The sequence below is a fragment of the Acinetobacter johnsonii genome, assembly GCF_048551975.1.
In the GTDB taxonomy this organism is placed as follows: domain Bacteria; phylum Pseudomonadota; class Gammaproteobacteria; order Pseudomonadales; family Moraxellaceae; genus Acinetobacter; species Acinetobacter johnsonii_A.
The window spans coordinates 19,605-43,010 of record NZ_JBIMCF010000024.1 but is presented as its reverse complement, the minus strand read 5'-3'; the positions used below and the strand labels follow the sequence as shown (position 1 = coordinate 43,010).

General features: G+C 37.7%; 22 protein-coding genes. 1 reads left to right on the top strand and 21 read right to left on the bottom strand.

The annotated features are described in order from the left end of the window. Window positions 1–135 precede the first annotated feature (135 nt). The 21 genes from ACG9ZB_RS14325 to ACG9ZB_RS14225 form a co-directional block, all read right to left on the bottom strand. The gene (locus ACG9ZB_RS14325; RefSeq protein ID WP_225554389.1) at window positions 136–909 is read right to left on the bottom strand and encodes a glucose 1-dehydrogenase; all 774 of its coding nucleotides are present in this window, start codon (window positions 907–909) and stop codon (window positions 136–138) included. 97 nt (window positions 910–1,006) lie between these two features. Continuing rightward, window positions 1,007–2,221: an alpha/beta hydrolase family protein gene (locus ACG9ZB_RS14320; RefSeq protein WP_410553244.1), complete on the bottom strand. Its 1,215-nt coding sequence runs from the start codon at window positions 2,219–2,221 to the stop codon at window positions 1,007–1,009. A 340-nt stretch (window positions 2,222–2,561) separates the two neighbouring features. Then, entirely contained in the window at window positions 2,562–3,128 is a 567-nt protein-coding gene (locus ACG9ZB_RS14315; RefSeq protein ID WP_004282172.1) for a recombinase family protein, read from the bottom strand. Window positions 3,129–3,604: 476 nt separating this feature from the next. After that, a complete protein-coding gene (locus tag ACG9ZB_RS14310; protein ID WP_419326427.1) occupies window positions 3,605–4,537 on the bottom strand; it encodes an IS5 family transposase in 933 nt (310 codons plus the stop codon). Window positions 4,538–4,632: 95 nt separating this feature from the next. Beyond that, the gene (locus ACG9ZB_RS14305) at window positions 4,633–5,019 is read right to left on the bottom strand and encodes a hypothetical protein (RefSeq protein ID WP_005248689.1); all 387 of its coding nucleotides are present in this window, start codon (window positions 5,017–5,019) and stop codon (window positions 4,633–4,635) included. Window positions 5,020–5,444: 425 nt separating this feature from the next. Beyond that, window positions 5,445–6,734: an LPD7 domain-containing protein gene (locus ACG9ZB_RS14300; protein WP_419326425.1), complete on the bottom strand. Its 1,290-nt coding sequence runs from the start codon at window positions 6,732–6,734 to the stop codon at window positions 5,445–5,447. A gap of 10 nt (window positions 6,735–6,744) precedes the next feature. Next, a complete protein-coding gene (locus ACG9ZB_RS14295) occupies window positions 6,745–7,026 on the bottom strand; it encodes a hypothetical protein (RefSeq protein ID WP_005248700.1) in 282 nt (93 codons plus the stop codon). A 10-nt stretch (window positions 7,027–7,036) separates the two neighbouring features. Further along, a complete protein-coding gene (locus ACG9ZB_RS14290) occupies window positions 7,037–9,409 on the bottom strand; it encodes a type IV secretory system conjugative DNA transfer family protein (protein WP_419326423.1) in 2,373 nt (790 codons plus the stop codon). Then, window positions 9,406–10,518, bottom strand: coding sequence for a P-type DNA transfer ATPase VirB11 (virB11, locus tag ACG9ZB_RS14285; RefSeq protein ID WP_419326421.1), 1,113 nt, complete (start codon window positions 10,516–10,518; stop codon window positions 9,406–9,408). The genes ACG9ZB_RS14290 and virB11 overlap by 4 nt, the downstream gene beginning before the upstream one ends. Then, a complete protein-coding gene (gene virB10 / locus ACG9ZB_RS14280; protein ID WP_419326419.1) occupies window positions 10,499–11,926 on the bottom strand; it encodes a type IV secretion system protein VirB10 in 1,428 nt (475 codons plus the stop codon). Before virB10 ends, virB11 begins: the two co-directional genes overlap by 20 nt. Continuing rightward, window positions 11,926–12,819, bottom strand: coding sequence for a TrbG/VirB9 family P-type conjugative transfer protein (locus ACG9ZB_RS14275; RefSeq protein ID WP_026444408.1), 894 nt, complete (start codon window positions 12,817–12,819; stop codon window positions 11,926–11,928). Before ACG9ZB_RS14275 ends, virB10 begins: the two co-directional genes overlap by 1 nt. Before the next feature lie 11 nt (window positions 12,820–12,830). Then, a complete protein-coding gene (locus ACG9ZB_RS14270; RefSeq protein WP_004644763.1) occupies window positions 12,831–13,646 on the bottom strand; it encodes a virB8 family protein in 816 nt (271 codons plus the stop codon). A gap of 163 nt (window positions 13,647–13,809) precedes the next feature. Further along, the gene (gene virB5, locus ACG9ZB_RS14265) at window positions 13,810–14,511 is read right to left on the bottom strand and encodes a P-type DNA transfer protein VirB5 (protein ID WP_111818452.1); all 702 of its coding nucleotides are present in this window, start codon (window positions 14,509–14,511) and stop codon (window positions 13,810–13,812) included. Between the two features lie 11 nt (window positions 14,512–14,522). After that, window positions 14,523–15,548, bottom strand: coding sequence for a type IV secretion system protein (locus ACG9ZB_RS14260; protein WP_419326417.1), 1,026 nt, complete (start codon window positions 15,546–15,548; stop codon window positions 14,523–14,525). A 23-nt stretch (window positions 15,549–15,571) separates the two neighbouring features. Next, window positions 15,572–15,871, bottom strand: a complete 300-nt coding sequence (locus tag ACG9ZB_RS14255; protein WP_419326415.1) for a hypothetical protein — start codon at window positions 15,869–15,871, stop codon at window positions 15,572–15,574. A gap of 2 nt (window positions 15,872–15,873) precedes the next feature. Further along, entirely contained in the window at window positions 15,874–18,336 is a 2,463-nt protein-coding gene (locus ACG9ZB_RS14250; protein ID WP_005248723.1) for a VirB4 family type IV secretion/conjugal transfer ATPase, read from the bottom strand. Between the two features lie 7 nt (window positions 18,337–18,343). Continuing rightward, complete coding sequence (locus ACG9ZB_RS14245) at window positions 18,344–18,670, bottom strand: type IV secretion system protein VirB3 (RefSeq protein WP_005407440.1); 327 nt, start codon at window positions 18,668–18,670, stop codon at window positions 18,344–18,346. Beyond that, the gene (locus tag ACG9ZB_RS14240) at window positions 18,670–18,975 is read right to left on the bottom strand and encodes a TrbC/VirB2 family protein (protein WP_004644768.1); all 306 of its coding nucleotides are present in this window, start codon (window positions 18,973–18,975) and stop codon (window positions 18,670–18,672) included. The genes ACG9ZB_RS14245 and ACG9ZB_RS14240 overlap by 1 nt, the downstream gene beginning before the upstream one ends. Before the next feature lie 134 nt (window positions 18,976–19,109). Next, window positions 19,110–19,787 (bottom strand): lytic transglycosylase domain-containing protein, encoded by a 678-nt coding sequence (locus ACG9ZB_RS14235; protein ID WP_068550239.1) that lies wholly within the window; start codon window positions 19,785–19,787, stop codon window positions 19,110–19,112. After that, complete coding sequence (topA, locus tag ACG9ZB_RS14230; RefSeq protein WP_068550237.1) at window positions 19,787–22,039, bottom strand: type I DNA topoisomerase; 2,253 nt, start codon at window positions 22,037–22,039, stop codon at window positions 19,787–19,789. The genes ACG9ZB_RS14235 and topA overlap by 1 nt, the downstream gene beginning before the upstream one ends. 282 nt (window positions 22,040–22,321) lie before the next feature. Beyond that, the gene (locus ACG9ZB_RS14225) at window positions 22,322–22,600 is read right to left on the bottom strand and encodes a hypothetical protein (RefSeq protein WP_005248732.1); all 279 of its coding nucleotides are present in this window, start codon (window positions 22,598–22,600) and stop codon (window positions 22,322–22,324) included. A gap of 534 nt (window positions 22,601–23,134) precedes the next feature. Between ACG9ZB_RS14225 and ACG9ZB_RS14220 the strand changes: the two genes are divergently transcribed. Beyond that, window positions 23,135–23,395, top strand: coding sequence for a hypothetical protein (locus tag ACG9ZB_RS14220; protein ID WP_034686387.1), 261 nt, complete (start codon window positions 23,135–23,137; stop codon window positions 23,393–23,395). The last annotated feature ends 11 nt before the right edge of the window (window positions 23,396–23,406 follow it).

Sequence of the window (23,406 nt, the reverse complement as noted above, 5' to 3'; positions counted from 1 at the left end):
ATATAACTCATTGAGATGTGTCATAGTATTCGTCGTTAGAAAACAATTATTGTGACATTATTTCAATGAGTTATCTATTTTTGTCGTGTACAGAGATTAAAATTATAAGAGTTTTAGGTTTTAGACAGCCACTCTTTAATCAAGTGTTTGTACACCACCACCATTTACAAATAAGGTTTGTCCAGAAATCCATGATGAAATAGGTGAGGCAAAGAATAGCACAGCTCTCGCAATATCTTCCGGTTCACCTAATCGTTGTAATGGTGTATGGGAGAGCATTGTTTTTTCAATCTCAGGCTTCAGTACTTTTTCTAATGCTGCGGTACGAATCGCTCCAGGTCCTACAGCATTAATACGTATATTCGGACCAAAATCATGTGCCAAATTAGCGACCATATGATTTAACGCTGCTTTTGATGATGCATATCCGCTCATAGCAGGGCTTTTGTTAATTGAACTCATAGAGCTGATATTTATGATTGAGCCGTCACCAGCTTTATTCATATGCGGTGCGACGAGTTGACACAATCGCCAAGCAGCAAACACATTAAGCTGAAAATCACGTTCTATAGTATCTACGCTAATTTGATCAGGAGATTCACGGCCACCGCCACCACCACCAGCATTGTTCACTAAGATGTGAATGTGACCAAAGGTTTCGATTGTTTTATTCACTGCATTGACCAATTGATCATCTTGCAGAATATTGCATGCAACATATTCTATGTTGCGTCCAGTCAACTTCTTGATTTCTTCAGCTGTATGTTTAGCTGCGTCTAAATTTAAATCGGCAATCATAACGTCCGAGCCTGCTTGAGCAAGAATGAGAGCGCTGGCTTTCCCAATACCTGCTGCACCGCCTGTTACAAGTGCTACTTTATTCGTCAGGGATAATAAACTTTGCGGCATCATTTTGATTTATTTCCATTTATATATTAAAACTCGAAATATTTTAATCTTCTACTGTATAGCTTTATTTTGAGTTCAAAATCCTAAGCCTACCGTATCATTTTGAATTGCAGGTATTGATAGTTTTCCCTTGTTCAACTGAATTGATAAAGCTTCCAATCAGGAATTCACTTTGTCTTAAAGAGTCACGATGATCTCCATTCTTGACTGGGTGAAAGGCAATAGGTTTTTGATTCTTACATACTTGCTGATAGTAAGCATAAGTACCACGGTAATCTACAAGCTGGTCTTTATCACCTTGTACAATTAGCAGCGGCACACTAGGTGTCATATTCTCAATTGACTGTTTTTTTAAATAATTTGTCAAATGTGTCAAATCTACATTCGGTTTAAAGACTGTTTTAGGTGCTGCCTTGAGATCAGATTGTAATTCTGACAAACAGCGATTACGTGCAGAATTAAGAATTACCCCCATGTCCGGACTAACTAAATTTGCTGGAGCAAGGCCAGGATCTGCTGCTTCTGCTCCCAGAAGCACGATTGGAAAAAATGCGGCAACATCGGTAGTGATTTGCGGATTACTGGCAACATATTCAGCAATTCCCTCATATTGATACCCACCTGGTGCGAGTGCTATTGCTCCACGCAGATTAAATTCAGGTGCGTCTTTCTGACCGTCCGCTGCAACCTTCAGAGATGCTGCACCGCCTTGGCTATGCCCCATTACATACCAGTTTTTACTAAACTTATAGGGTTGTAAATGATGGGTGGCCCGGACAGCATCCACGACAGTGTGCAGCTGACTTTGTGCATTCATATATGGATGTCCACCTGGAGTACCTAACCCCTGATAATCAGGTGCGACAACTGCATATCCACGGGCTAGCCAGGCATTTAGTGCTTTCGCAGCAATTTGTTGATAGACATGGACTGGGCCACCGGCATAATCTCCGGAAGGGGCACAAGTATCTGCTACACCAGTTGTGCCATGAGCCCAAACAAGGACAGGCCAACCTCCTTGAGGAACTTTAGCTTTAGGCAGTAAAAGATATCCTGAAGTGACAATTGGTTCAGACTGTACTCCGCGACTACGATAAGTGATTAAGAACCGCTGTGAAGCATTCGTAAATAGACCGGTATTCTCTTCTTGTATAGATAAAATTGTTCCTGGCGTTTTGCTGGAGATATTAGACGTTTGGACTTTATTGTTATTTGGAAATACAGGAGAGGCTATTACGCATGTTGAAGTTAAGCCAAGGCAGCTTAGGACCAATTTTAAAATGGGATGTTTAATTTTCATTACTGGCACCATCTTTTTTATAATATCATTTTTAATGTATCAGCTTTATCTAGCTTTCTAAACAAAGTATTAAAAATTCGGTATGAGCCTAAGTTTTATAGTGATGATTTAAGGCTTATTTTATTATGTTACTTTCATAAAGATCATAAAATTTTCCTAAAATTAACATAATACACCTTATACGAAATACTTGATATTTATCATTAAATTTCAGTATATTAGATCAAGCCGTTGTGGGGCATAGGGTACCAGAGCGGCTTTTTATTGATTATTTATGTTCCACGCTTAAAATTCGAACAATGTTTCATGATTTTTATAAGTTAAACTAAATTTAGTTGCCAATCCCAATAAGCTATTCACTAACTTGTAAATATCGGTATACCGCCTGACGACTAATCCCAAAAGCTTTTCCTAATGCCATTTTTGATGGATACTTCCCTTCCCTCCATGCTTGTCGTAAAGCTTCAGCTTGGTCAGGCTTTAGTTTATGCACCCGACCTTTGTACTTCCCCTGAGCAGAGGCGAGTTTTATTCCTTCCTTTTGCCGCTCTAAAATGATCTCACGTTCGAACTGTGCAAAAGCACCCATCAATTGCAGCATCAAATTATCCATCGGGGTGGATTCGGCCGTAAAAGTAATATTTTCTTTTACAAACTGGATGGCAATCCCTCGTTTGACCAGTTTATCTACTTCAGTGACCAAATCTTTCAGGCTTCGCGCAAAACGATCCATGGAATGTACAATCACCCTGTCCCCTTCCCGGACATAGTTCAACATTTCCTGAAATTTAGGTCGGTCAGTATTTTTACCTGAAGCACGGTCAACAAAAATCCGGTCGACTTCAATTCCCTCAAGTTGACGTCCAGTGTTTTGCTCGACAGAACTTACCCGGATATACCCTACTTTTTGGCCTTTCAATTTTTCACGCCCCAATTGGATAAAAATGAACAATTTCGTAAATTATAAATCTTTAATACTAAAGTTACATGTTATTTATGATTAAAAATCATTTAAATGATACATAATTTCATGAACTTTCAGATTGTAACTTTAGGGTATACTCTAAAGATACAGATAGTGAATTAATTTCTTCGTAGTTATCCAGTGAAAAGACGGTAACCGTTGACAAATTTTAAGTTACATTGATTTTTTATTTGAAATACAATGGAATAGTCAGTAAATTAAGCCCTGATAAGATGTTGAAATGTTTTTAAGGATAGCGTGATGAATTGGGTTACTGAACAAGAGTGTCTATCATTTCTGAAATTCTTAGAAATCTCACCCATGCTAAATAATCATGGTAACTTAAAAACACATTTTTTTTGTTTTTATATATCAGAATGGCTTTGTTGCACAAAGATTTGAAATGCAAAGCGCCCCTAATTGAGCCAAATTTAAGGCGTAATTTGGGTAAGTGGTCGACCTAATTCCGTAAATCTGTTGAGGACTGCTACACGTGCATGAATTTCATTCACCTGACTAGGAAAGCTTCTTGCCATTAATTTATCTCCTAATAATTTGATGCAATGCATCTTGGTTTCCACCAAACTGCGGCGATGATAGCCTGACCATTTTTTCCATAATGTCCTGCCTAAACGTTTAACTGTTCGAAGTAATTCATTTCGCTCTAGCGAGCTACTCTTTGTATCTTTCCATGGTTTCGCATTTTTTCTAGGTGGAATCACCGCATGTGCTTGCCGATCTGCAATGACCTGACGGCATTGCTTGGTGTCGTAAGCTCCATCGGTATAAACACAGTTAATCTGCTCATCTTGTGGAATCTGATTAAGTAAATCACCAAGCACCTGTGAATCACTGACATTATTGGTTGTGAGCTGAATAGCGCGTATTTGTAGGGTTTTGGCATCTATACCAATATGTAGTTTACGCCATTGGCGACGATGTTCAGCTCCATGTTTCTTGCGTTTCCATTCGCCCTCACCTAGAAACTTCATGCCTGTAGAGTCTACGAGTAGATGCAGCCCATCGCTACTTTTTTGGTAGCTGATTGCAATATCAATATGCTTTTGTCTTCTACAAAGCGTACTGTAATCTGGTGCGGTCCAATTTAATCCGCAAAGTTCAATCAGACTTTGCACAAAGCCAGTGACCATACGTAAAGATAGACGGAATAAGGATTTAATCATTAAGCAGCATTGGATAGCTAAGTCGGAGTAGGTTTGATTTCGCCCTTGTTTGCCTTTTGATGGAGCATACCATTGCGTAGCAGGATCAAACCAAATGGCAATATTTCCGCGATTCATGAGTGCTCGGTTATATGCGGGCCAATTGGTTGTGCGGTAGATTTTGTGTGTAGGCTTCTTCATTTGAAAATTATATCGCTGAAAAACCCTTTACAGATAGGTTTGTGCAACAAAGCCGCTCGACAATAGAAAGATCCTGATTTTTCATTCTATGATTCCTAGTAGCTTGTGCAATACTGCATTTCCCTATAACCATGTAGCATATTCACCAGAACCATGAGTTGATTAAGGTACGTACTAGGTAGCCCTTCTAGCTCAGGGAATTTTTCCCACATTAGATATTTATCTTTGTAAAGAAAGCAATTTTTCTTAAATTTCTCTTGGCCTGATAACTCAATTTTCATTTGTTCAAGCTGCTTAAAATGCTCAACCACATCATCTGGAATCGGCATATTGAGAGCTACACTTTTACCATTTAACCAATATTGGATTGGTCGGACGTTAATAGATTCATTAAAGCCTATAGCTTTGAAATAATCGCGTATCGCTTCAGGGTTGTAAAATCCCAATGATTCAACTAGCAGTTTAAAATCTGCATTTGTCATTCTTTACCGTCCTTAATCAGATTAAATTTGATTATATAGTCCACAGGTGGACAATACAAGCAATATCCCAAGTTTAACCTTCTATTGGTTTTAGTAGATTATGGACTGCCAATATTATTGTCTGGTCCATAATCTCTAAAACGTCTAATCCCGATGCTTGGATAAATGCTGCAAGCTGCAGCGTATATCCAGGCATCTATATTACCTATCTAATCTGGATCCATAGCAGATATATCAGAGCAAAGTGTCTACTTTGCGAACTGACGCAATCAGTTAAATTGTCCCTTCCCTGATTACCGTTGATTTTCAAGTGAGCTTTAAAAAGCTGTGCTTTTTAAATGGCGACCGCAGAAAATAAACTGCTCCTATTTGCCCTAGTAGCGGGATATAAAAAACACCCTTAATGGGTGTTTTCGTGGCCAAGATTATCGGGATATATCTCTATTTTTATTTCTCTCTTGAATTTTAACTTGTGGCTGCTGTACTGGCTGTTGTTTTGGAGCATTGGCATCATAAGCCGTTAATTTTGGCTTATGAAATTTCTGATTTTGAATGTCGGCATTATGTTGAATCTGAAGCTTAGTTTTATCATTTTTGGTTAAAGCTTTTTCAGTTGTTTCTTTCAATTTACTCAAGCTTTGAGCTTCCCACTTCCCTTTATTTGCCAATGTTTGAGCTATTGTACCTGTTGGCAGTCCAGTTTTAGGATCAATTTCTTTAGTATTCACTTCGACTTTGTTAGACCCTTTATAGGACAGGACAATATCATCATTCTTAATGATATTTTGCTCTTTCAAAGTACGTTCCAGATCCTTCGCCCAGATTGTATTTTTTTCACCTTTACTATTTTCAATAGTGGCGTAGTAGCTGCTGTTATTTTTAGGATCATGCTTATAAGGTGCTGCACCATGATCTACTAATTTTCCAACGTGCATTTTTTTCTGATTAAGCTGTTCAACCGCAACGTCTATACTGGCTGTACGCTGCTTTTCTGTGAAACCGTCAGCTTTCATCTTTTTATCAAAAACTGTCAGTAAAGCTTTTTCCTGTTCTGACAGGTTATTAATTTTTTCCTTCCGTTCCTGTGCTGTATCTACTTTTTCCTTCTCATTTAAAGGCTTCTCTTTCTGGCGTTCATTACCCTTTTCAATAGTATTGTGAACTACCTCTTTACCTTGTTCTTTTTTCATATCATTGAGCAAGGCTAGATCAATATCACGAGGTTCATAACCCTTTACTGTCATGCCCTTCATTGAAGCTTCAAGCCATACATTCCGTTTAAATTCTTCAGAGCCTTTAACCAGTATTGTTTCCCATTTTTTAGCTTTTGCTACCTCCACCATTGAAGCAGCAATATGTTTATCATCAATTGTGGTTTTTAAAGCTTTTCCAGAATCTTCAAAAGCTACTTTTTCAGGATTACCTTTAAAGTGATATTTGTCATCTACCACATAATATTTATTGAGCAATGCTTTAGGTATGCCTTCTTCACTCGATTCTTTACTGTCATCAGCTTTTAGCTTTTTGGTATCAGTTACCTTAGTTTCTTCAGGATCTTGATTAATACCTTTTGTGCTTTTTGAAATATCTATATTTTCAGCTTTTTCAATCGAATTGACTTCAGCTTGATTTGTTTCAAACGTCTGGCCAAGTTTGGTATGGCCTGTTTGTTCTTTATTAAAACTAGGTTTATCGACCTTGTTTGCTTCAGTCATGATCAAGTCCTTATTGATTAGAAATATTTTGGCGACGTGCTGCTTCGTCAATAATCATTTTGGTTTGAATATATTTGTCTGTTAGAAGTGCAATTTGTCTTTCAGTTTCAGTGCTTAAATCTTTATTTTGCTGATATACAGCTATGCTTTGCATATAGTTTTTTACAGTGTCGGGCTGATTAACCGCTTTAGATGAAAAGCCATTAGGACTGGTCACGGCTTTATTTGAAGTACAGCCCACAACTGAAAAAGATAGGGCAAGGCTGATTAATGTAAGAGAGATTTTTTTCATGATAGTTTCCTTATTTAGAATTAACTTGGTCTGAAAACGCCTGATAAACGTCATCAATATCTGAATTTTCTATAGATCCGTTTTGACCTTCATCGACTGCAACTAGATTTTCCACTTGTTCTGGTTCATTGACTGCAACCAGATTTTCCATTTCTGCAATCATGGCAAGAGGATCTGATTCATCGGCTGCAACTAGATTTTCCGCTTGTTCTGGTTCATCTACTGCAATCAGATTTTCCGTTTGTTCTGGTTCATCTACTGCAATTAGGTTTTCTATTTCTGCAATCATGGCCAGAGGATCTGATTCATCGACTACAACTAGATTTTCCACTTGTTCTGGTTCATCTACTGCAATTAGGTTTTCTATTGGATTTTCAGCACTAGCTTCCACCTGGCTAAAGAAGTCATCGACAATATTTTGCGCTTCAGTATCTTCTTCCCATTCAACAGCCCCAAAGAATTGATCGATCACTTGTAGACATTCTTCAGGTTGTGGATTTTCAGGATCTTCAAAAACTGTTTTATCTAACTTAAATTCAGGGATAACTAAGCTAGAAATATCTATCTGTTCAGCCTGTTCTACTGTAGTAATTTCAGTTATACGTTTTTCAATTTTTGCCTTATGCAGCTTTACGTCTAAATCAGGAATAGGAATTGAAAGTTCCAGATCCTCAAAGGCAATTTTTTCTAATTGCTTGTGAGTTGGAAAACCTTTAATTGCTTTCATGCTAGGAGAAACGGACTTTAGGCGATCCACAAAAGCACTGTCATTAAAATACTTAGCCTTTTCACACATGATAGGTTTTGTATTTTCCATAAAGATAATTTCTTTATCTTGTGACAATTCTTTTAACTCTTGAGGGAGCATTAAAGCTCGTCTTTGATCTGATTCATTTTCTGAATTAGAGCCACCTTGCCCCCATGCCATAGAACGGCTTTGGCCTTTAGATTTTGCTTTAAAAGTGAAATAGCCAAGCATTTCACTATATTCATTAGCATCTCGTTGTTCTCTAGGCGGGTAAACGATCTGCAAAGCATGGTTAGTTACAAGCCCCCTAGTTTGAGTTTTATAAACGTCCTCTAACTGACCAATAGACTGAATAATTGTTAATAAACGAATGTTATAACCCGCAATAAATGAGTTAGCGTCTGCAATTTTCGCTACTTTACCGACAGCCGTTGCTTCATCATTCACGACTAGGCACTGGTATTTCAAAGATGAATCTTGTTGTGGCAGTGTTTTTAGATTCACATCAATTAAGAGTGAATAAAACAGATTAATTAAGTTCTTAGCATCCCCTAAGCGGTTAGGTTGAACACCAAAATAAATAGACATTCTTTGTCTGCGTACATCTTCAAGTTTAAAGTCACTTGATGAAGTTGCAGCGTCCACAATCGGGTTCGCAAAAATCGTTAAAGGTGAGGTAAAAGTAGAAATGATGTTACCGAGCGTATTGTCTGGTGAACTTAAAAAACGGTTTAAAGCATCTAGGCAAGTATCACTAAGCGGTTTATCACTTTGCGCTCTTTCATCAATAATAGATCTAATATGATCCTGAATTGGCTTACCTTTACCTGAACTCTGTCTTAAAACCTCGCCCATAGTTACAGGCAGATCTTCAGTTTCAAATAGATATAGGGCTAGGCCAAGAAATAAGTTATTAGCATTGTCATTCCAGAAGTCGGTTTTAGCATCACCAGTCACAGGGTAGAAACTTCGGCCAATAGCAAGAATTTCACCTACTCTAAAATTTTCGTCATGACTAACGGTATCAAATGGATTCCATTTGTGAGATTTTAGATCTTCAGAAAATGGGCTGAATAGATAAACTTTCTGGCCATTCTTAGCACGAAATTTAGAAGTTAATAGGAAGTTTTCAAGCTTCAAATCCAGTACAACTACACTATCCGAATAGTTTAGAAGGTTAGGAATAACAATCGCTACACCTTTACCGCTTCGCGTCGGAGCAGCCAGAAGTACAAATTGCTGACCGCCAAGCATTAAATATTTATTATGATATTTCCCTACTAAAATTCCCTTATTTCCCATCAATCCAGATTTCTGAATTTCTTTTGTTGTGGCAAATCTGGCATCACCGTGTAACGACTGTTTTTTATTAAACAGACTAGCAATGACTAAAGCAGGGAGAATAAAAGTGATAAATAGTGCAGCGATCAAGGCACCTTGCAGCTTTTTCTTTTGTGCAGGTACATTGTGTGCATATAAATCCCAATAATACCCCCACGTTGTCAGATTCACTTCAGGAAATGGATTGGTCTTATTAGCTAAGTAATAAAGAACACCGGCCAGATATTTAGTAATAAAGAAACCAACGACCGCTAGAAAAATTGCAAGGAGTAGGATCAGGATTTTTTTATTCACGCCCTATCCCCTACAATAATTTCAGCATCACCAAATTGAGCCTTAACTTTAGAAACAGGATCAAATTTGATTTCAGAAATAAAGCGTTCTTTACCTATTAAATTACTTTCATCATCGTATTTTTTCTTCACTTCAACATGAACAATAATATCAATGGTTAAAGCAACTAATTCCTTTAGTGTAGTGGCATCGTAGATATTTGCTTGTTCATGTTCTTTGCACATAAAGACGTAGCGATCATAAGCTAGTGAACAGCTTTCAGCGTGATAACTTGTAATAGATCCACTGTGACCAGTTGTAAGCAGTTTCAGAAAGTCAAAAGCTTCTCCACCACGTAATTCAGCAAGTAATACACGGTCTGGCTTCATACGCATATTACTAGCGATCAGATCAGATGGAGTTACCTTAGCTTTACCTTGACCACCTTTAGAATAAAGTAGGTGAACCTTGTTTTCATGTGGAACAAAAAGTTCACGTACATCTTCAATAGTGACAAGACGTTCATCTTTAGGAATGTACTGACAAATTGCCTTCATGAAAGTGGTTTTACCCGAACCAGTATCACCAACAACTGCAATATTTTTCTTACATTGAACAGCGAATTTAAAAAATCCCTCAAGATCTTTGTTTTCTAAAAACTGGACTAGCTTAATATCTTCAGTACGTAATACAGGTTTAAAATGCTCAAACTCTTTAGATTTCCCATATCTGAAGTGGTCAAAAAAGCCTTGATCTTTATATTCCTGAAATGATCGGTTTGACTCGTCAGGAATACGGATTGTCATTGATACCGTTCCATTTTCAATGGCTGGCGGTAGAACAATCTGAATACGCTCTCCATCAGGCAATTGAGCAGATAATATAGGGTTTTCTTGGCCAATCCGTTGATTGGTATAGGTAGCAATAACATTAGCTAAAGCTGTTATTTGCGCCATTTCCAGATTTATAGAATGCTTTTCCCATCCTTTATTAGATTCCGTCCAAACTTCGTTAGGTGCGTTAATTGCAATTTCAGTCACCCCTTTAGTTTTTAAGAATTTTTCTAATGGAAGTAATAGCTGTCTAACCATTACATCCTTGCTTAAAACATTATTTTGCGCGGAGTTCATACACACCTCTGAAATCAATATCTTTTGCCACGTAAATTGAAGCTACATCACCCTGATTTTTATAAATTGTTGGCTTGATATTGATTGTTTCATTCAACACTGTTTCAGCCATTGATTTACCCATGTCTGAAGTGTTTTGAAGCATATAAGGAGTGCTATTGTTCCCGCCTGTTTCTTTAGAAATACCGTAAGCAATAGCGTCTTGAACTAAAGAAAGCATAAACGCCGCACCGATACGTGCGCCCCAACGGTTATCTACTCGACCACTTAAACCACCTGTTCCTAAATGGTCTGCTGCGGGAGAATCAATATCGACAATAACACCATGCGGAGTTTTTAAGCGTGACCAGATGATACCTAAACGTCTTTGACCTTGTGCTGCAATACTTTTGTATTCTCCAATGACTTCAGATCCCGCTTCAGCAAGGACTACACGACCATTATCAGAATAAACAGGTTGTGGAAGGACACATGAAGCCATACCGCCAATTTCTGAAACGACTTTAACTGACAGGTTGCAACGGATTACACGACCTTTAGCAATTAAGTAATTTCGATCCCCAATAAACCTAGCCTGGACTTTATTAGAGGAATGACTAGCCGTGTTAGTTGTAGCTTGTTGTGGCTGATGCTGCTGCATAGGTTCATCATCATGCGCTAAAGACATCAAACCAGATCCAGAGAAATTACCAGAACGGCTATTACTATTCTGATCCTGTTCAAACTGTTTCATCATGCCTGTTACTTGGTTATAAGCTGCTTGATGATTCATGCTTGACGGCTGGCCAACCGCCCCGCCTTGTTGTGAAGGATTAACAAAGATCCCGCCACCGTAACGGCTTCCATTATTTAAAGGTACATATTGAGCTTGTTGTTGTGGCTGTGGCTGTGGCTGAATTACTACAGGTTGTTGATTTGCTGCTTGCTGTTCAACTACTGGCGCAGCTTCAGGCTGTCTTAAAATCTGCTGACCATTTTGGCATTGAAAAACCAACATGCCGTTATAAGTTAAAGCATTGCCATTATTGTCTGTTAGCTGTCTAGGAATACTTTGATCCTGACAGGCATCTAGGCTTTGAAATTGAGCATTTTGACCCGCATCCATTGGCATAGGATCAGTATTAGTAAAATCTCTTCTTTTAGCTGAAGCATCTAGGCTTGGATCTATCTGATTTTCTTTTAATTGGGCTGCTTCTTCAGCATCACTACTATCTGAAAAGAAGTTATAGGCAAAGACCGCTATAACAGTAAAAAGTACCGCCATAACTGCAATAAACGCTATTTTTTTACCTTTTCCATCTTCCTGATCCCCACGTTCATTGACAGACACAATGCCATTTTCTGATTCGTTAAATTCTTCATCAGGAGCTTGTTGATCATCTAATGGTTTTTGATCATTAATATTCATTAGTTCATATCCCCAGTAATGACACGTTTAACACCCTCTACAGTAGTGCCATCTTGAGGAGCAACACCGACAGGATCATAAGATTCATTGAAAATGCTCACTACGCCTTTTCCTTGACGTAAAACAAATTTTTTAGCTAGAGCTTCAACAATTAAAAGTTTTGGATCTTCTTTACTGATATGGAAATTAACTTTTTCTTCCCCTTCCGTACCTTCAATAAATACGACTGGAATATCAGTATTTCCTTTAAATCGCATATAGGTAAAACGACCGTCATCAAATAGCATTTCAGGAACAAAATGCTTCCCTTTGCTGTTTGCAGCTTGACGATAATTCCAGTTTTTAGGGATAGGCGCAGCATTGGCTAAACGATGCTGTAAAACCAAAAATTCAGTAAGTTGGCTTTCTTCTTTTAATTGTGCTGCATAAGCGTTATAGCGTTGAGCTTCTTCCTGCTTCCGTTTTTCTTCTTCTTCTTGTGGGTATTTAAAGACAACACGATACATCGGTTTTTCTTTGGCATTATTTAGAACTTGAAAATCAAAACTATAGTCACGCTTATTAGTGCGTAACTCTAAGTTATTCCGAGTAGCCTTATCCTTTGGCTTCACCCATACTAAATTTGATCCAGTATCCGCAAAAATACACCAATTGGTATCATCCTTTTCACAGTCTGAAGGGTATCCAGTAGCAGCACCACGCTCTAAAATTCTTTCACCTTCACCTAATACAATGCGGGTTACAGTGCCTTTTTTGACAGTAATTCGATAAACATCATTAGGAACATAATTGATTGTTCTAATACGTGAATCGGTAGGCAAAGCTTTAGGCGTAATTGCTGCATAAGAGATCCCATGCACCGCCAAACCCAAAGCAAGAATTAATTTTTTCATGTAATGATCCTTTACATTCCTTGTTGAGCTTGTGGCTGAACAGCAGCCCCGCCTTGTTGAATCGGAACATAGACTTGCTGACTAGGTTCAACAACAGCAGCTTGCGCTACAGGTCTGTTAGGAGATAGTTCAGGATCGACACGATAGCCCACGACCTTAAAGCCGAATGGATTTTTAATTAGATCTTTTTCTACCAGTTTATTTAGATTGTTCGGAGCATATTCATATCGAATACTTGCAATATAATATTGTGGCTGTTCATCACGATTAGCTTCGACTGAATGCAAAGTCTTAGTGAAGCGGACACTAGCAGTAAAACCTGTTTCATCCTGATTAGTCTGGACAGAAATCACATCAACTTTTAATTCATATTTTTTGCCGTATTTTTTATCTCTTGCACTATCACCTTCATAGAGTGAAGCAAAGTCATTACCGACCTGATTACTACTCATAGTCATGACTAAATCATAATCTGGCTGTAATAACGGATAGAAATAACTCTCACGGGCGGTTACATAACGAGTAATGTTATTTTTATCAATTAATTCTTGTTTACCTTTTACTTGCTGATCATCAACAACGCCCACGTATTCAACATTTCCTTGAGCTTTATCTACTGTGAAAACAACAGGAACAGTCTGGCGCATTGGAGCTAATGTCACTAATCCAATGGCTTCTAAGACGGCCACGCCCACCGCTACTTTTGCAATAGTCCAAGCTTTACGTTCTGACTTAGCCCGCATCGCAATAAGATCTGCTTCCCAATCCATAGCTTTTTCATAGCTTTTAGCTTCTTCAGCCGCAGATACTTTTTTAAGTTTGTTCATGATAGACCCGATAGACCCTATTAGAGTTATTTCTCTAAGTATGCCAAAAAATATAAAGATCTTAAACCAAAATAATATATTTTGGTTTTATAAATTCAATGTTTTATAAAAAATTGCAAAAAAAAATACCCATTTCAAAAGAAATGGGCTTTTTTTTAAAAGTTTAGTTACCAGAGTAGCCGTCAAGAATGTTGCCTTTTTGGGCAGCACGTTTTAATCGGCCTTCAATTTCAAGCTGTTGTGCTGCATCTTTTTGAGCTTGCGCTTGCGCCTGCATCAAAGCAATTCGGTTTGCATCATTAGCAACTTGTGACTGTTCCGTTTGAATCCTAGCCTGTAACTCAGCGATAGCTTTAGCATCAGTAGTGTTATTAATCTGTTTACGCAGATTATCAATCTGTTCAGTACGCAGATCCGCAACGCCTAACGCTTGCTGATTTAAAGCCTGTGTTTGTGCATTGTTATTTAATGCAGCTTGACAGGCTTTATAGTTCTGGCCAGTTCTTGAAGCACAGTCATAAACCATTGTGGCATCACGAATGTTTCTAGCTGCTGAAGTCATACCATTGACACCGCCTTGTTGGATGCCTTTATAAATGTCAGCAACATCACTTGGAATCACGTCTTTAAGATATGGATTATTGACAGCATCACCGAAACCACGAATACCAGTAATGGAATCGTATTGCTGTTTTGCCTGTTGGATCTGGTTCACCATCTGATTGTATTGCTCACCCCAAGCCACCATATTTTGAACAGCTTGAACAAGGTTAGCACCGTCAATGACAGGAATACCTGTAGCATTGGCTTGACCACTAATAAACAAAGATGAACCTAAACCCAAAGCTAACAATTGTTTTTTCATTAGAAAAATTCCTATTTGTTTCTTTTGAGGTTAGAGAGAGTGTGTCGTTGATATAACGGCTTAGATCCTCCTGTATTCGAGCTATTGGAATTATTAGAGCTGCTAGAATTCCCTTGAACACTTCCCCCAGTGGTAGGAGTAGCTGAAGCACTATCAGATTTTGAATTATTACCGCCACGACCTTTAGTAATTGCTTGAGCTACAGCACGACCGACACCTTGAACACCCGCCCCACCTGTTATGGCTGAAGCCATCGTTGGAATGTTCCACATGATCAGTACAATAGTTCCCGCAACAATACAGAGGGAAACTACAGAAGTAAGAATGTCACCCGCATCAAAGTTATTAGCGATTTGCGTACACATGCCTGAAACGAAAGCAAAGAGCATACTGATAATTGCTGTGATAAAGCCTATGGTGAAAACATAGCTCAATGTTTGAGAAAGCCAACTTTCAAAATATTTTTGTGTAGCTGGGAACATTGCACACAGAATGAATATGGGACCAACGCCTAAACAAAGTTGCAGACTGATTTTTGCCAGTAAATATAGGCCAGTACCAATGAAGAACAATAGGAATTGAGCGACAGAAACAACAGCAGCAGATAAATACAAACCAATATCAGGGAAAACGCCAGAAGCTGATTCAGCTTCCTCACCTAATTTTTGGATTAATTCACCCCACGGAACGCTCACTTGATCCAGTAAAGCACCTAATGAAGTTTCACCACCTGGACTAACAATCTGAATTAAACCGATAGCTAATCCATTAATAGCTTCAACAACAAAGGATTGATAGACTCCAGCACTTAAAGCAATTCCACCAACAAAAGCGATCTTAAAAAACTTCCATAAAGCGGTATAAATAGAATCTTCTTGTGCACCAGTCGCAATATTGTAGCCAATGATCAGGATATAAATTGTTGCAGCAGTCAAAGCTATAGGAACAATTGCAGAAGCGATATTACTACTAACACCTGTCACGTAACTTGCTAATAGAGAATCAATTTTTGTTTCTAATGTAGTAATAATTGCCATTGCAATCCCCTATAAATCCTTAATTATTTTGAATCTGGGTTATATCCATCAAGGATGTTTCCAGAGCCTTTTTTGGTTTCTGCTTTTACTGGTTTTTGAGGTGCAGAAGGATCATATTCATCAAGAATATTGCCCTTTTGGGATGCTCTAGCCTTGCGTTGCTTCAGTTCTTCTTGCTGCTCAGCAGTTAAGTCTTGAGGTTTTAATTGTTGTGCAGCCTTCACTTCTTCTTTTAACTGCTTAACCTGTCCCTTATCATCTGAACATGCAGTTGTTAAAGTAGAAATAACCAACAAACTTGATAGTGCTAAATACTTAGTCATGACTAAGCAACTCCTTTTTCTGAAATTAATTTTTTACGTTCTGCGATCCGTTGTAAGAAAAGTTCGCCCCAATCGTTAGGATCTTCACCAACTTCATTCATGAGATTTTCGAGAAGTTCTACATTGTCCTTAGAGCCTGAAATAATCTGTAAAACGTCACGCATTTCGCCTAGATCCATTTTGCAGAGTGCGGAACGGCTACCCTGCTTAACTAAGAACATGCGTGAGTTTTCTTCTAGCTCTTTAATAATTTCAAATTCTTGCGGAGTGACCTTAAAGCCGTTTACATAGTCATCGTAATCAGCACGAGGATTAGGTAAAAAGATTTGAGTAACGCTTTGTTCAACCATTGTTTTACCAATGTCAGAATCTAAAACGTCACTTGGGGATTGCGTCATAAAGACACCTAGACCATTCAATTTACGAATAGTTTTCTGCTTATCTTTGGCAAAATCTTTGAAATATTCATCTGTTAATGGCTTCCAAAACTCGTCCATCCAGTAAATAAACGGACTACCATCAATCAATGAATCTGTGATGTGTAATAGATAAGCCATGATTGGTGTACGGACTTCAGGATCATCTAAAAATTCCGTGTAGTCATAACCAAAGATTGGCATTTTGGCTTTAGAAAAGTCTTGAGTATCGTATGGATTATCAAAGACCCAAGATAAATTTCCGTCATGATCAGCAGTGTTACACCACTTAGCTAAACGATCCTGAAGCGAATCGCCCCCGCCATTTACTTTCAGATTCATATATAAAGCTGAAAGTCTGCGGAGTTCTAACGGCATATCATCACGCATAATGGTACGAACAGCCTGACTGATTTCCAGATCTTCGGCAGCATTACGAACGCCACCTACCAGAATTTTTACAAGCTTTTCTACAAACTGAATATTTGTTTCAGTCGGTGGTAGCTGCAACGGATTAAAGCCAGTTGGTACACCACGCTCTAAGGCATAGTATTGACCCCCAATCCGTCTAATCCCAATTTCTGCGCCCCTATCTTTATCAAAGAAAACACCCTTCAGATTTTTATACTTACAAGCAAACATCATCATGGCCATGACTAGGGTTGTTTTCCCCACACCAGTTGTTCCAATGACACACGTATTACCTGGCATCTTGTCATCTGTAGAATCTTGCTTATCAGGGCTGACATGATGATTAAAGTAAAATGGTTGGCCACTTGGAGTTTTAAATAAAGCTAGTGCTTCACCCCAAGGATTGCCGTCACGCTTACCTCTTGCGAAGTTATGAAAAGGGCTTAAAGCAGAAAAATTTAGGCTTGTGAGATATGCTTCTCTTGGACGCATATTAAAGTTACCCGCTAATTGCGAGAACCATGCACATTCAGGAACAGTATCAATTACAGCCATTTTGAACCCTGCTTCATCTGATAAAGCAGTTCTGGCACTCGAAACATTCAGAGCAACTTGATTTGGTGAATCACCAAAAATCGCAAGCGTATAGTGATATTCGCCTAACTGGAAATTCCCGCTATTAGCTTCACTCATAGCCAGATCAATATCACGAATCTCTTGATCTGAAACGTCCTCTACAGAATTTAGCTGTCCTTTAATTGTTTTTAATTTATCTACAGCATCACGCTTGCCATAAACCGTGAAACTTTGAGTTTCAATGTATTCATAGTTTCCATACAGGATGGAATTGCACATTCCTGATTCTGATAAACGTGGAAATTCTTGAATATCCAGAAAGCCTACATATTTTTGCGCTTCAGGATGTTTGATCTGTAAATAGCCGTTTTTGTCACCAAAGAACAAGCGACTACTTGGAATATATTGATCAAGATTAGCTTGTCTTAAAGGGATTTCTTCCCAAACTCCATTAGTTAAGAAACCAAGCAGATTACACATTTCGGAGTAGACAAAACCTTTCTTGGTATAGGTCGCCAGACGTTCTGGATTGTAGTGATATAGACTTGCTTCAACCTGTTTGGCTACATCATCCAAAATATCCAGATCCCGCTTAATCTGCTTTTTCAGGGCTACTGGATCACGACTAGCTTTACTCTTAAAAATCTTTGTTAATCTGGAAATTTCAGGACGATAAAGAATTGTTAAATACAATTCAGTAGCCATCTGTTTATTCTTTTCACCCTGAAACTGCTGATAATATCTTTCATTAAAATCAGCAATAAAATCATTTTCATAAACGCCATTTAGACGTTCATTAACTCCCCTACGAATCTTATGCGTCCAAACAGCAAAGTGACCGCCACCTAAAGCACGATAAAAATTATTTAATCCTTCTTTACGGATTCTAATAATATCGGCTTCAACTGTTTCAAACGAAATGCCTTCTAATTTCCATGTAGCAATGTATTCACCATTTTTAAGCTTAATAACATTGTTGGAAACATGATTACCAAACGGCAGATAGTCTGAAATTGCGACTTCAGCATTTGCGCTATCTTTAACTTGCTGTTTTGAACGCATGATATTGTTATTTCCTTTTCTTTAATTTAAGTGGCGAAAATGAGATTGCTCCCCATTTTTGATGGTTCTGGATCTGTTTCCCTCTTATGCGCCACCGCATCAATACTTGCTTTAATCGTTGGTCATCTACTTTTGTTATTGCCCGCATCCAGAAGTAAATAGGCACATAAATAGCTGCTATAAATAAAGTCACATAGGCACTAAGTAGATAAAAAGACCAACCCGCTAAAAGAATTGCTACCCCCGTCACCAACAAAAAAGGCAACATTGGAACGCCAAAAAGCATGGCAGGACGAGTGCAACCCCTGAAAATTGGATCAGAAAAATTCGACATTAGTTAATCAGCCAAGCAGCGATACCCGCAGCACCACCTACCAAAATCCCCCCGATAACGATATTAGAAATGTCTGACCACTTCGCTTGTTGCCAAGCCAATTTAAAGCCAGCCCACATGATAGTGATGGTAAATACAGTTACAGCCACACCCGCTAAGACTGACTGAACATTAGCCATAACCGTATTAACTTTTGAGATTTGAGCAAAAGCAGGGCTTGAGATTAACGTCATGAACAACATCAATACGCTTGCTTTGATACCAGTCGTTTTAGTCGTTGTTATTTGCGTTTGATTTGCTTTCATTATTTTCTCCAAGTGAAGCAATTAAGACCTAGCGCATTAAGTACCAAGAACAATATTTTTGGAAAATCAAATATTATTCATTGGTACTGTATATTTAATATATTACACTAAGTTTTAAACTTTTTGAAAATATCTTAAAAGATCATAGAAGATTTTAAACTTTTTTCTTTTTCTTTAATATTTGTGCCGTTAGTTAAGAAAAATGAAGGTCGTTTCTCCACTACTGGAAGGCTTTGAAGTTCTGTATTTTCGGTATATCCATTGGAGTTAGGCATATCTGCATTAGTAGCAAAATATGCAAGCTGTTCTGAGCTATTCATAGGAGGTGAGGGAGGATTGAATTTTACAGGCATGGTATTGAGTGAACCATTAGCAAAATAATTCAAATTTCTTGATACTTTCGCTACATACCCATTTCTAAATCCTGATGAATGGTTGCCAGTGTTATAGCAAGACATAGCTTTATAAATATCTTTGCCTTTTGCCCTATTTCGGCAGTCATTAAAGATAAATTGCATTGCGCTTAGATTAGTGCAGGGATCAAAAACTTGCTCGACACTAAGATTTAATCTTTTGAAATTAGCACTATTAATTTGAGCAAAACCAACATCAATATTTCGTCCCTGGCTAATTAATCTTTTGGCCACAGATACAGCTTCTTCATAGCTAGTCGGCTGTTTTTTAAGACCTGCGGCACGATTAACCCCTATCGCAAAAGGATTAAATGAGGATTCAGATTTAACAATTGCAGACGCAATATTTACATCAACTTGTGGCGCACATTGTTGTGCCAAAACTACGAAATCAATCATTACTTTTTCACCTCAAATTTTGGCTTACCTTTTTGATCTGGATAAGTAGCGGAGCACCCATTTTTATAGTTGGTACACCCCCAAAAATAGCCATTTGCCCCATTGATCCGTCTTAAATCACTGGCACATTGAGGACATGAATAGACTTCAAGAAGTGGCTTTTTATTAACTTCAGGCAAAAAGACTTTGCAATCTGTTTCCCGATTAGGACAGAACCAGATCGGATCTTTACCTTCTTTTTTGGATCTGAATAATGGCGTTGAGCATTTAGGGCAAGGATATTTGATTTTCTCTACTGGCTGACCTTTCTTGTCATCCATCGAGTGCTTACATTCCTGATCATTGCAGATCCAAAAAAATTCTTTAGTTTGCGAATTTTGGAATTTATTTAAGCGACCTGTTTTACATTTAGGGCATGAATGAATAACTTTTTCGACTGGTTTACCCTTGTCGTCATTCATCGAGTGCTTACAGTCCTCATTGCTACAAATCCAAAAAAATTGATTGGTTTTAGTATTCTTAAATTTTTTTAACTGGCTTTTACACTTTGGACAAGGTATTGCGTTTATAGCTGTCAGTTTTGAAGCTGTACTTAGCTCTTGAGCAAGTTGAGTGTATAAGGCAGAAACAACCGAATTATATGAAGTTTCACCAGATGCAATTTTATCTAGCTGCAACTCCATCTCTTTTGAATAGTGCAGATCCAGAAAGCTAAACTTAGCTTTTAACAGACTACCAATTAGATCATTCCCTAATTTAGTTGGTTTTAAGACTTTCTTTTCTACCTCCAGAAAGCCCTTATTCAGAATATTGGCCATAATTGATGAATAAGTAGAAGGGCGACCAATCCCGCAGCTTTCCAATTTTTTAATTAGTGAAGCTTCTGTATAGCGTTTTGGTGGCTTAGTTTGTTTTGCAATAACTTCACCGCTTTCAACATCAACTACAGAACCAACTTCTAAGACCGGCACCACGCCTGAAGGCTCGTTTTCATCTTCATTCAGGCAGTCTTTACCAAAAACCATCCACCCTTTTTTTATTAGCTCACGGCTTTTAGCATGGAACTTATATTTTCCATCTTCAGACAGTAATTCCAAAGTAACGGCTTTATATTCAGCTTTGGCCAATTGACTTGAAATAGTACGTTCCCAAATCAATTGATATAAAGCTTTTTGTTCTGGTGACTTTCCTAGATCTTTATCAGTTATGTGAACAGGTCGGATTGCTTCATGGGCGTTTTGCGCCCCATCTTTTTCCTTAAACTTATTAGGCTTTTCAGGTAAAGAAAATTGATGTTCATTAGCATAAGCAAAGATTTCTTCTACACTTTCATCAGCTATGTTTAGGCCGTCAGTCCGAATGTAAGTAATTGCCCCTTGTTCAAATAATGCCTGTGCTGCTTTGGTTGTTTGTTGAGGGCTAAAGCCTAACGCTACACTAGCAGCTTGTAAAAGTAGGGCTGTAGAGAAAGGAGAAGGAGCATTTGAATACTCTGTTTTTTCAGTGCAGTTTAAAACTTTAACTTTCTTAGTTTTTGCAACTTCTTCAGCTAAGGAACGATCTAAAACATAAGGCTGATCCTCAGTTACAAATTCCGTTGTAACCCATTGCGAGATCCATTTTTTAGGCTCTTTATCAAAACTCAAATTAACGCCAAAGTGGTTAGTAACTTTGAATTTCTGGATTTCGATTTCTCTAAGGACAACGATTAAAACAGCAGGAGATTGTACCCGCCCCGCAGATGAAGGCTGACCCATAAGATTAGATGCAATAGGGGAAACTAGATAGCCCACCAGACGATCTAAAGCCCTACGTGCTTCTTGAGCATATACAAGCTGATAATCTAAACCACGCCCATTATTAATGGCTTCTTTAATAGCTTTTTCTGAAATTTCATTAAATTCTATTCGTTCAAATTGACCATCTTCCAGACCTAAACATTCTTTTAAATGCCATGAAATAGCTTCACCTTCCCTGTCTGGATCGGTAGCTAAATAAATCTTGTTTGCTTTATTCAAAAAGGCTTTTATTTTTTCAATACGTTTTTCGCCACCGTCAAAAGTTCTGTCATTAACTTTGGCATCAGGAATAAATGAATATTCCATTGCAAAATCATTGGCTATATCAATACCTAAGCCTTTTCTTGGTAGATCCCGAACATGGCCAACACTGGCCACAACTTTAAAATCAGATCCTAAAAAACTTCCAATTTTTGAACATTTGTTAGGAGATTCAACGATTACAAGATTCATGGGTTATTTCCAAATTGTGAAATTTAGGAAACTCGAAAGCCCACAAAGAAAAGATGAATATAAGAAAGCAACTACTTGAAATTTAGTGAAATCTACAAGGATTTCTAAAAGCAGTGCATCTTGTGGCATGAAGCACACAAGATAAACACATGAAATAACTAGAAAAAATTTTAAAATATTTCCATATTTATTTAAACTTATAGCCATTTTCTTAAATACCGTCTTATAGCCTTAAAGAATACAATCCAAAATATAACATATTGGAAAGGGATTTTGTATTTTTTACTTGATTCTTATTATTTTTACTTCTTCTGTATAAATTTTTTCTTTCAAGAAATCATTAAGCCTAGTCAGATCCTTAAAGATCCTAGCTTTATCTTTTTCTCGTCTTGTTGTTAAAGTCCAAACCTTTTGGCCTGACCATGCCAGTTTTGCTGTGATAAAAAATCCACCCTCAAATTCATTAATAATTAACTCTTTAATAAATCCTTGTTTATTAGATTCCTCTAGCACCACCTCTGAAATAGAAAAATCAGGATCAATATTTATAAAATCAGTCATCCATAAAACCTTTTAAAGCACCCATAACAAAGGTGCATTATCATCAATTTAGGTAATCTTGGTAAAGTTTTTTTAAATAATTTAAAGAAATTTTAAATGTTTTAGCTAAATTCTGCTTTAGTCATGACTAAAAACCTCGATGCTTGGATAAAAGCTGCAAGCTGCAGCGTTTATCCAGGCATCTATATTACCTATCTAATCTGGATCCATAGCACATATATCAGAGCAAAGTGTCTACTTTGCGAACTGACGCAATCAGTTAAATTTTCCCTTCCCTGATTACCGTTGATTTTCAAGTGAGCTTTAAAAAGCTGTGCTTTTTAAATGGCGACCGCAGAAAATAAACTGCTCCCTTTTGATTTAGTAGCGGGAGTTAAATAGTACATAGTATAAGGTTATTAAAAGGCTTATAACCTCACCTTAAAACATACTATTGCAATGCTACTTCTCATAAATGGCGACCCGATATAAGTAGTAAATTATTTAAAAAGGACTTAATATCCACCTGTGGACATTTATTAAATGGGATAAGTTATGACTGAAGAACTAGGAACAGAAACAGAAACAGAAACAGAAGGAAAGGTATTAGATCGCAGAAAAAGATATAGAAAAAAGCCTACTACCAAAACTCCACTTTCAGTTTATTTCAATATGGATGTTCCTGAAGATGTTGAAGCACTGGAAGCCTTAGAATATTTAAAAGATATTTATGGCGGGGAAAAACACGGAAAAAGTGTAGCAGTCAAAGAAGTTTTAAGAATTTTCTATAAACAATTACAAGAAAAAAAAGCCTGATTAAATCAGGC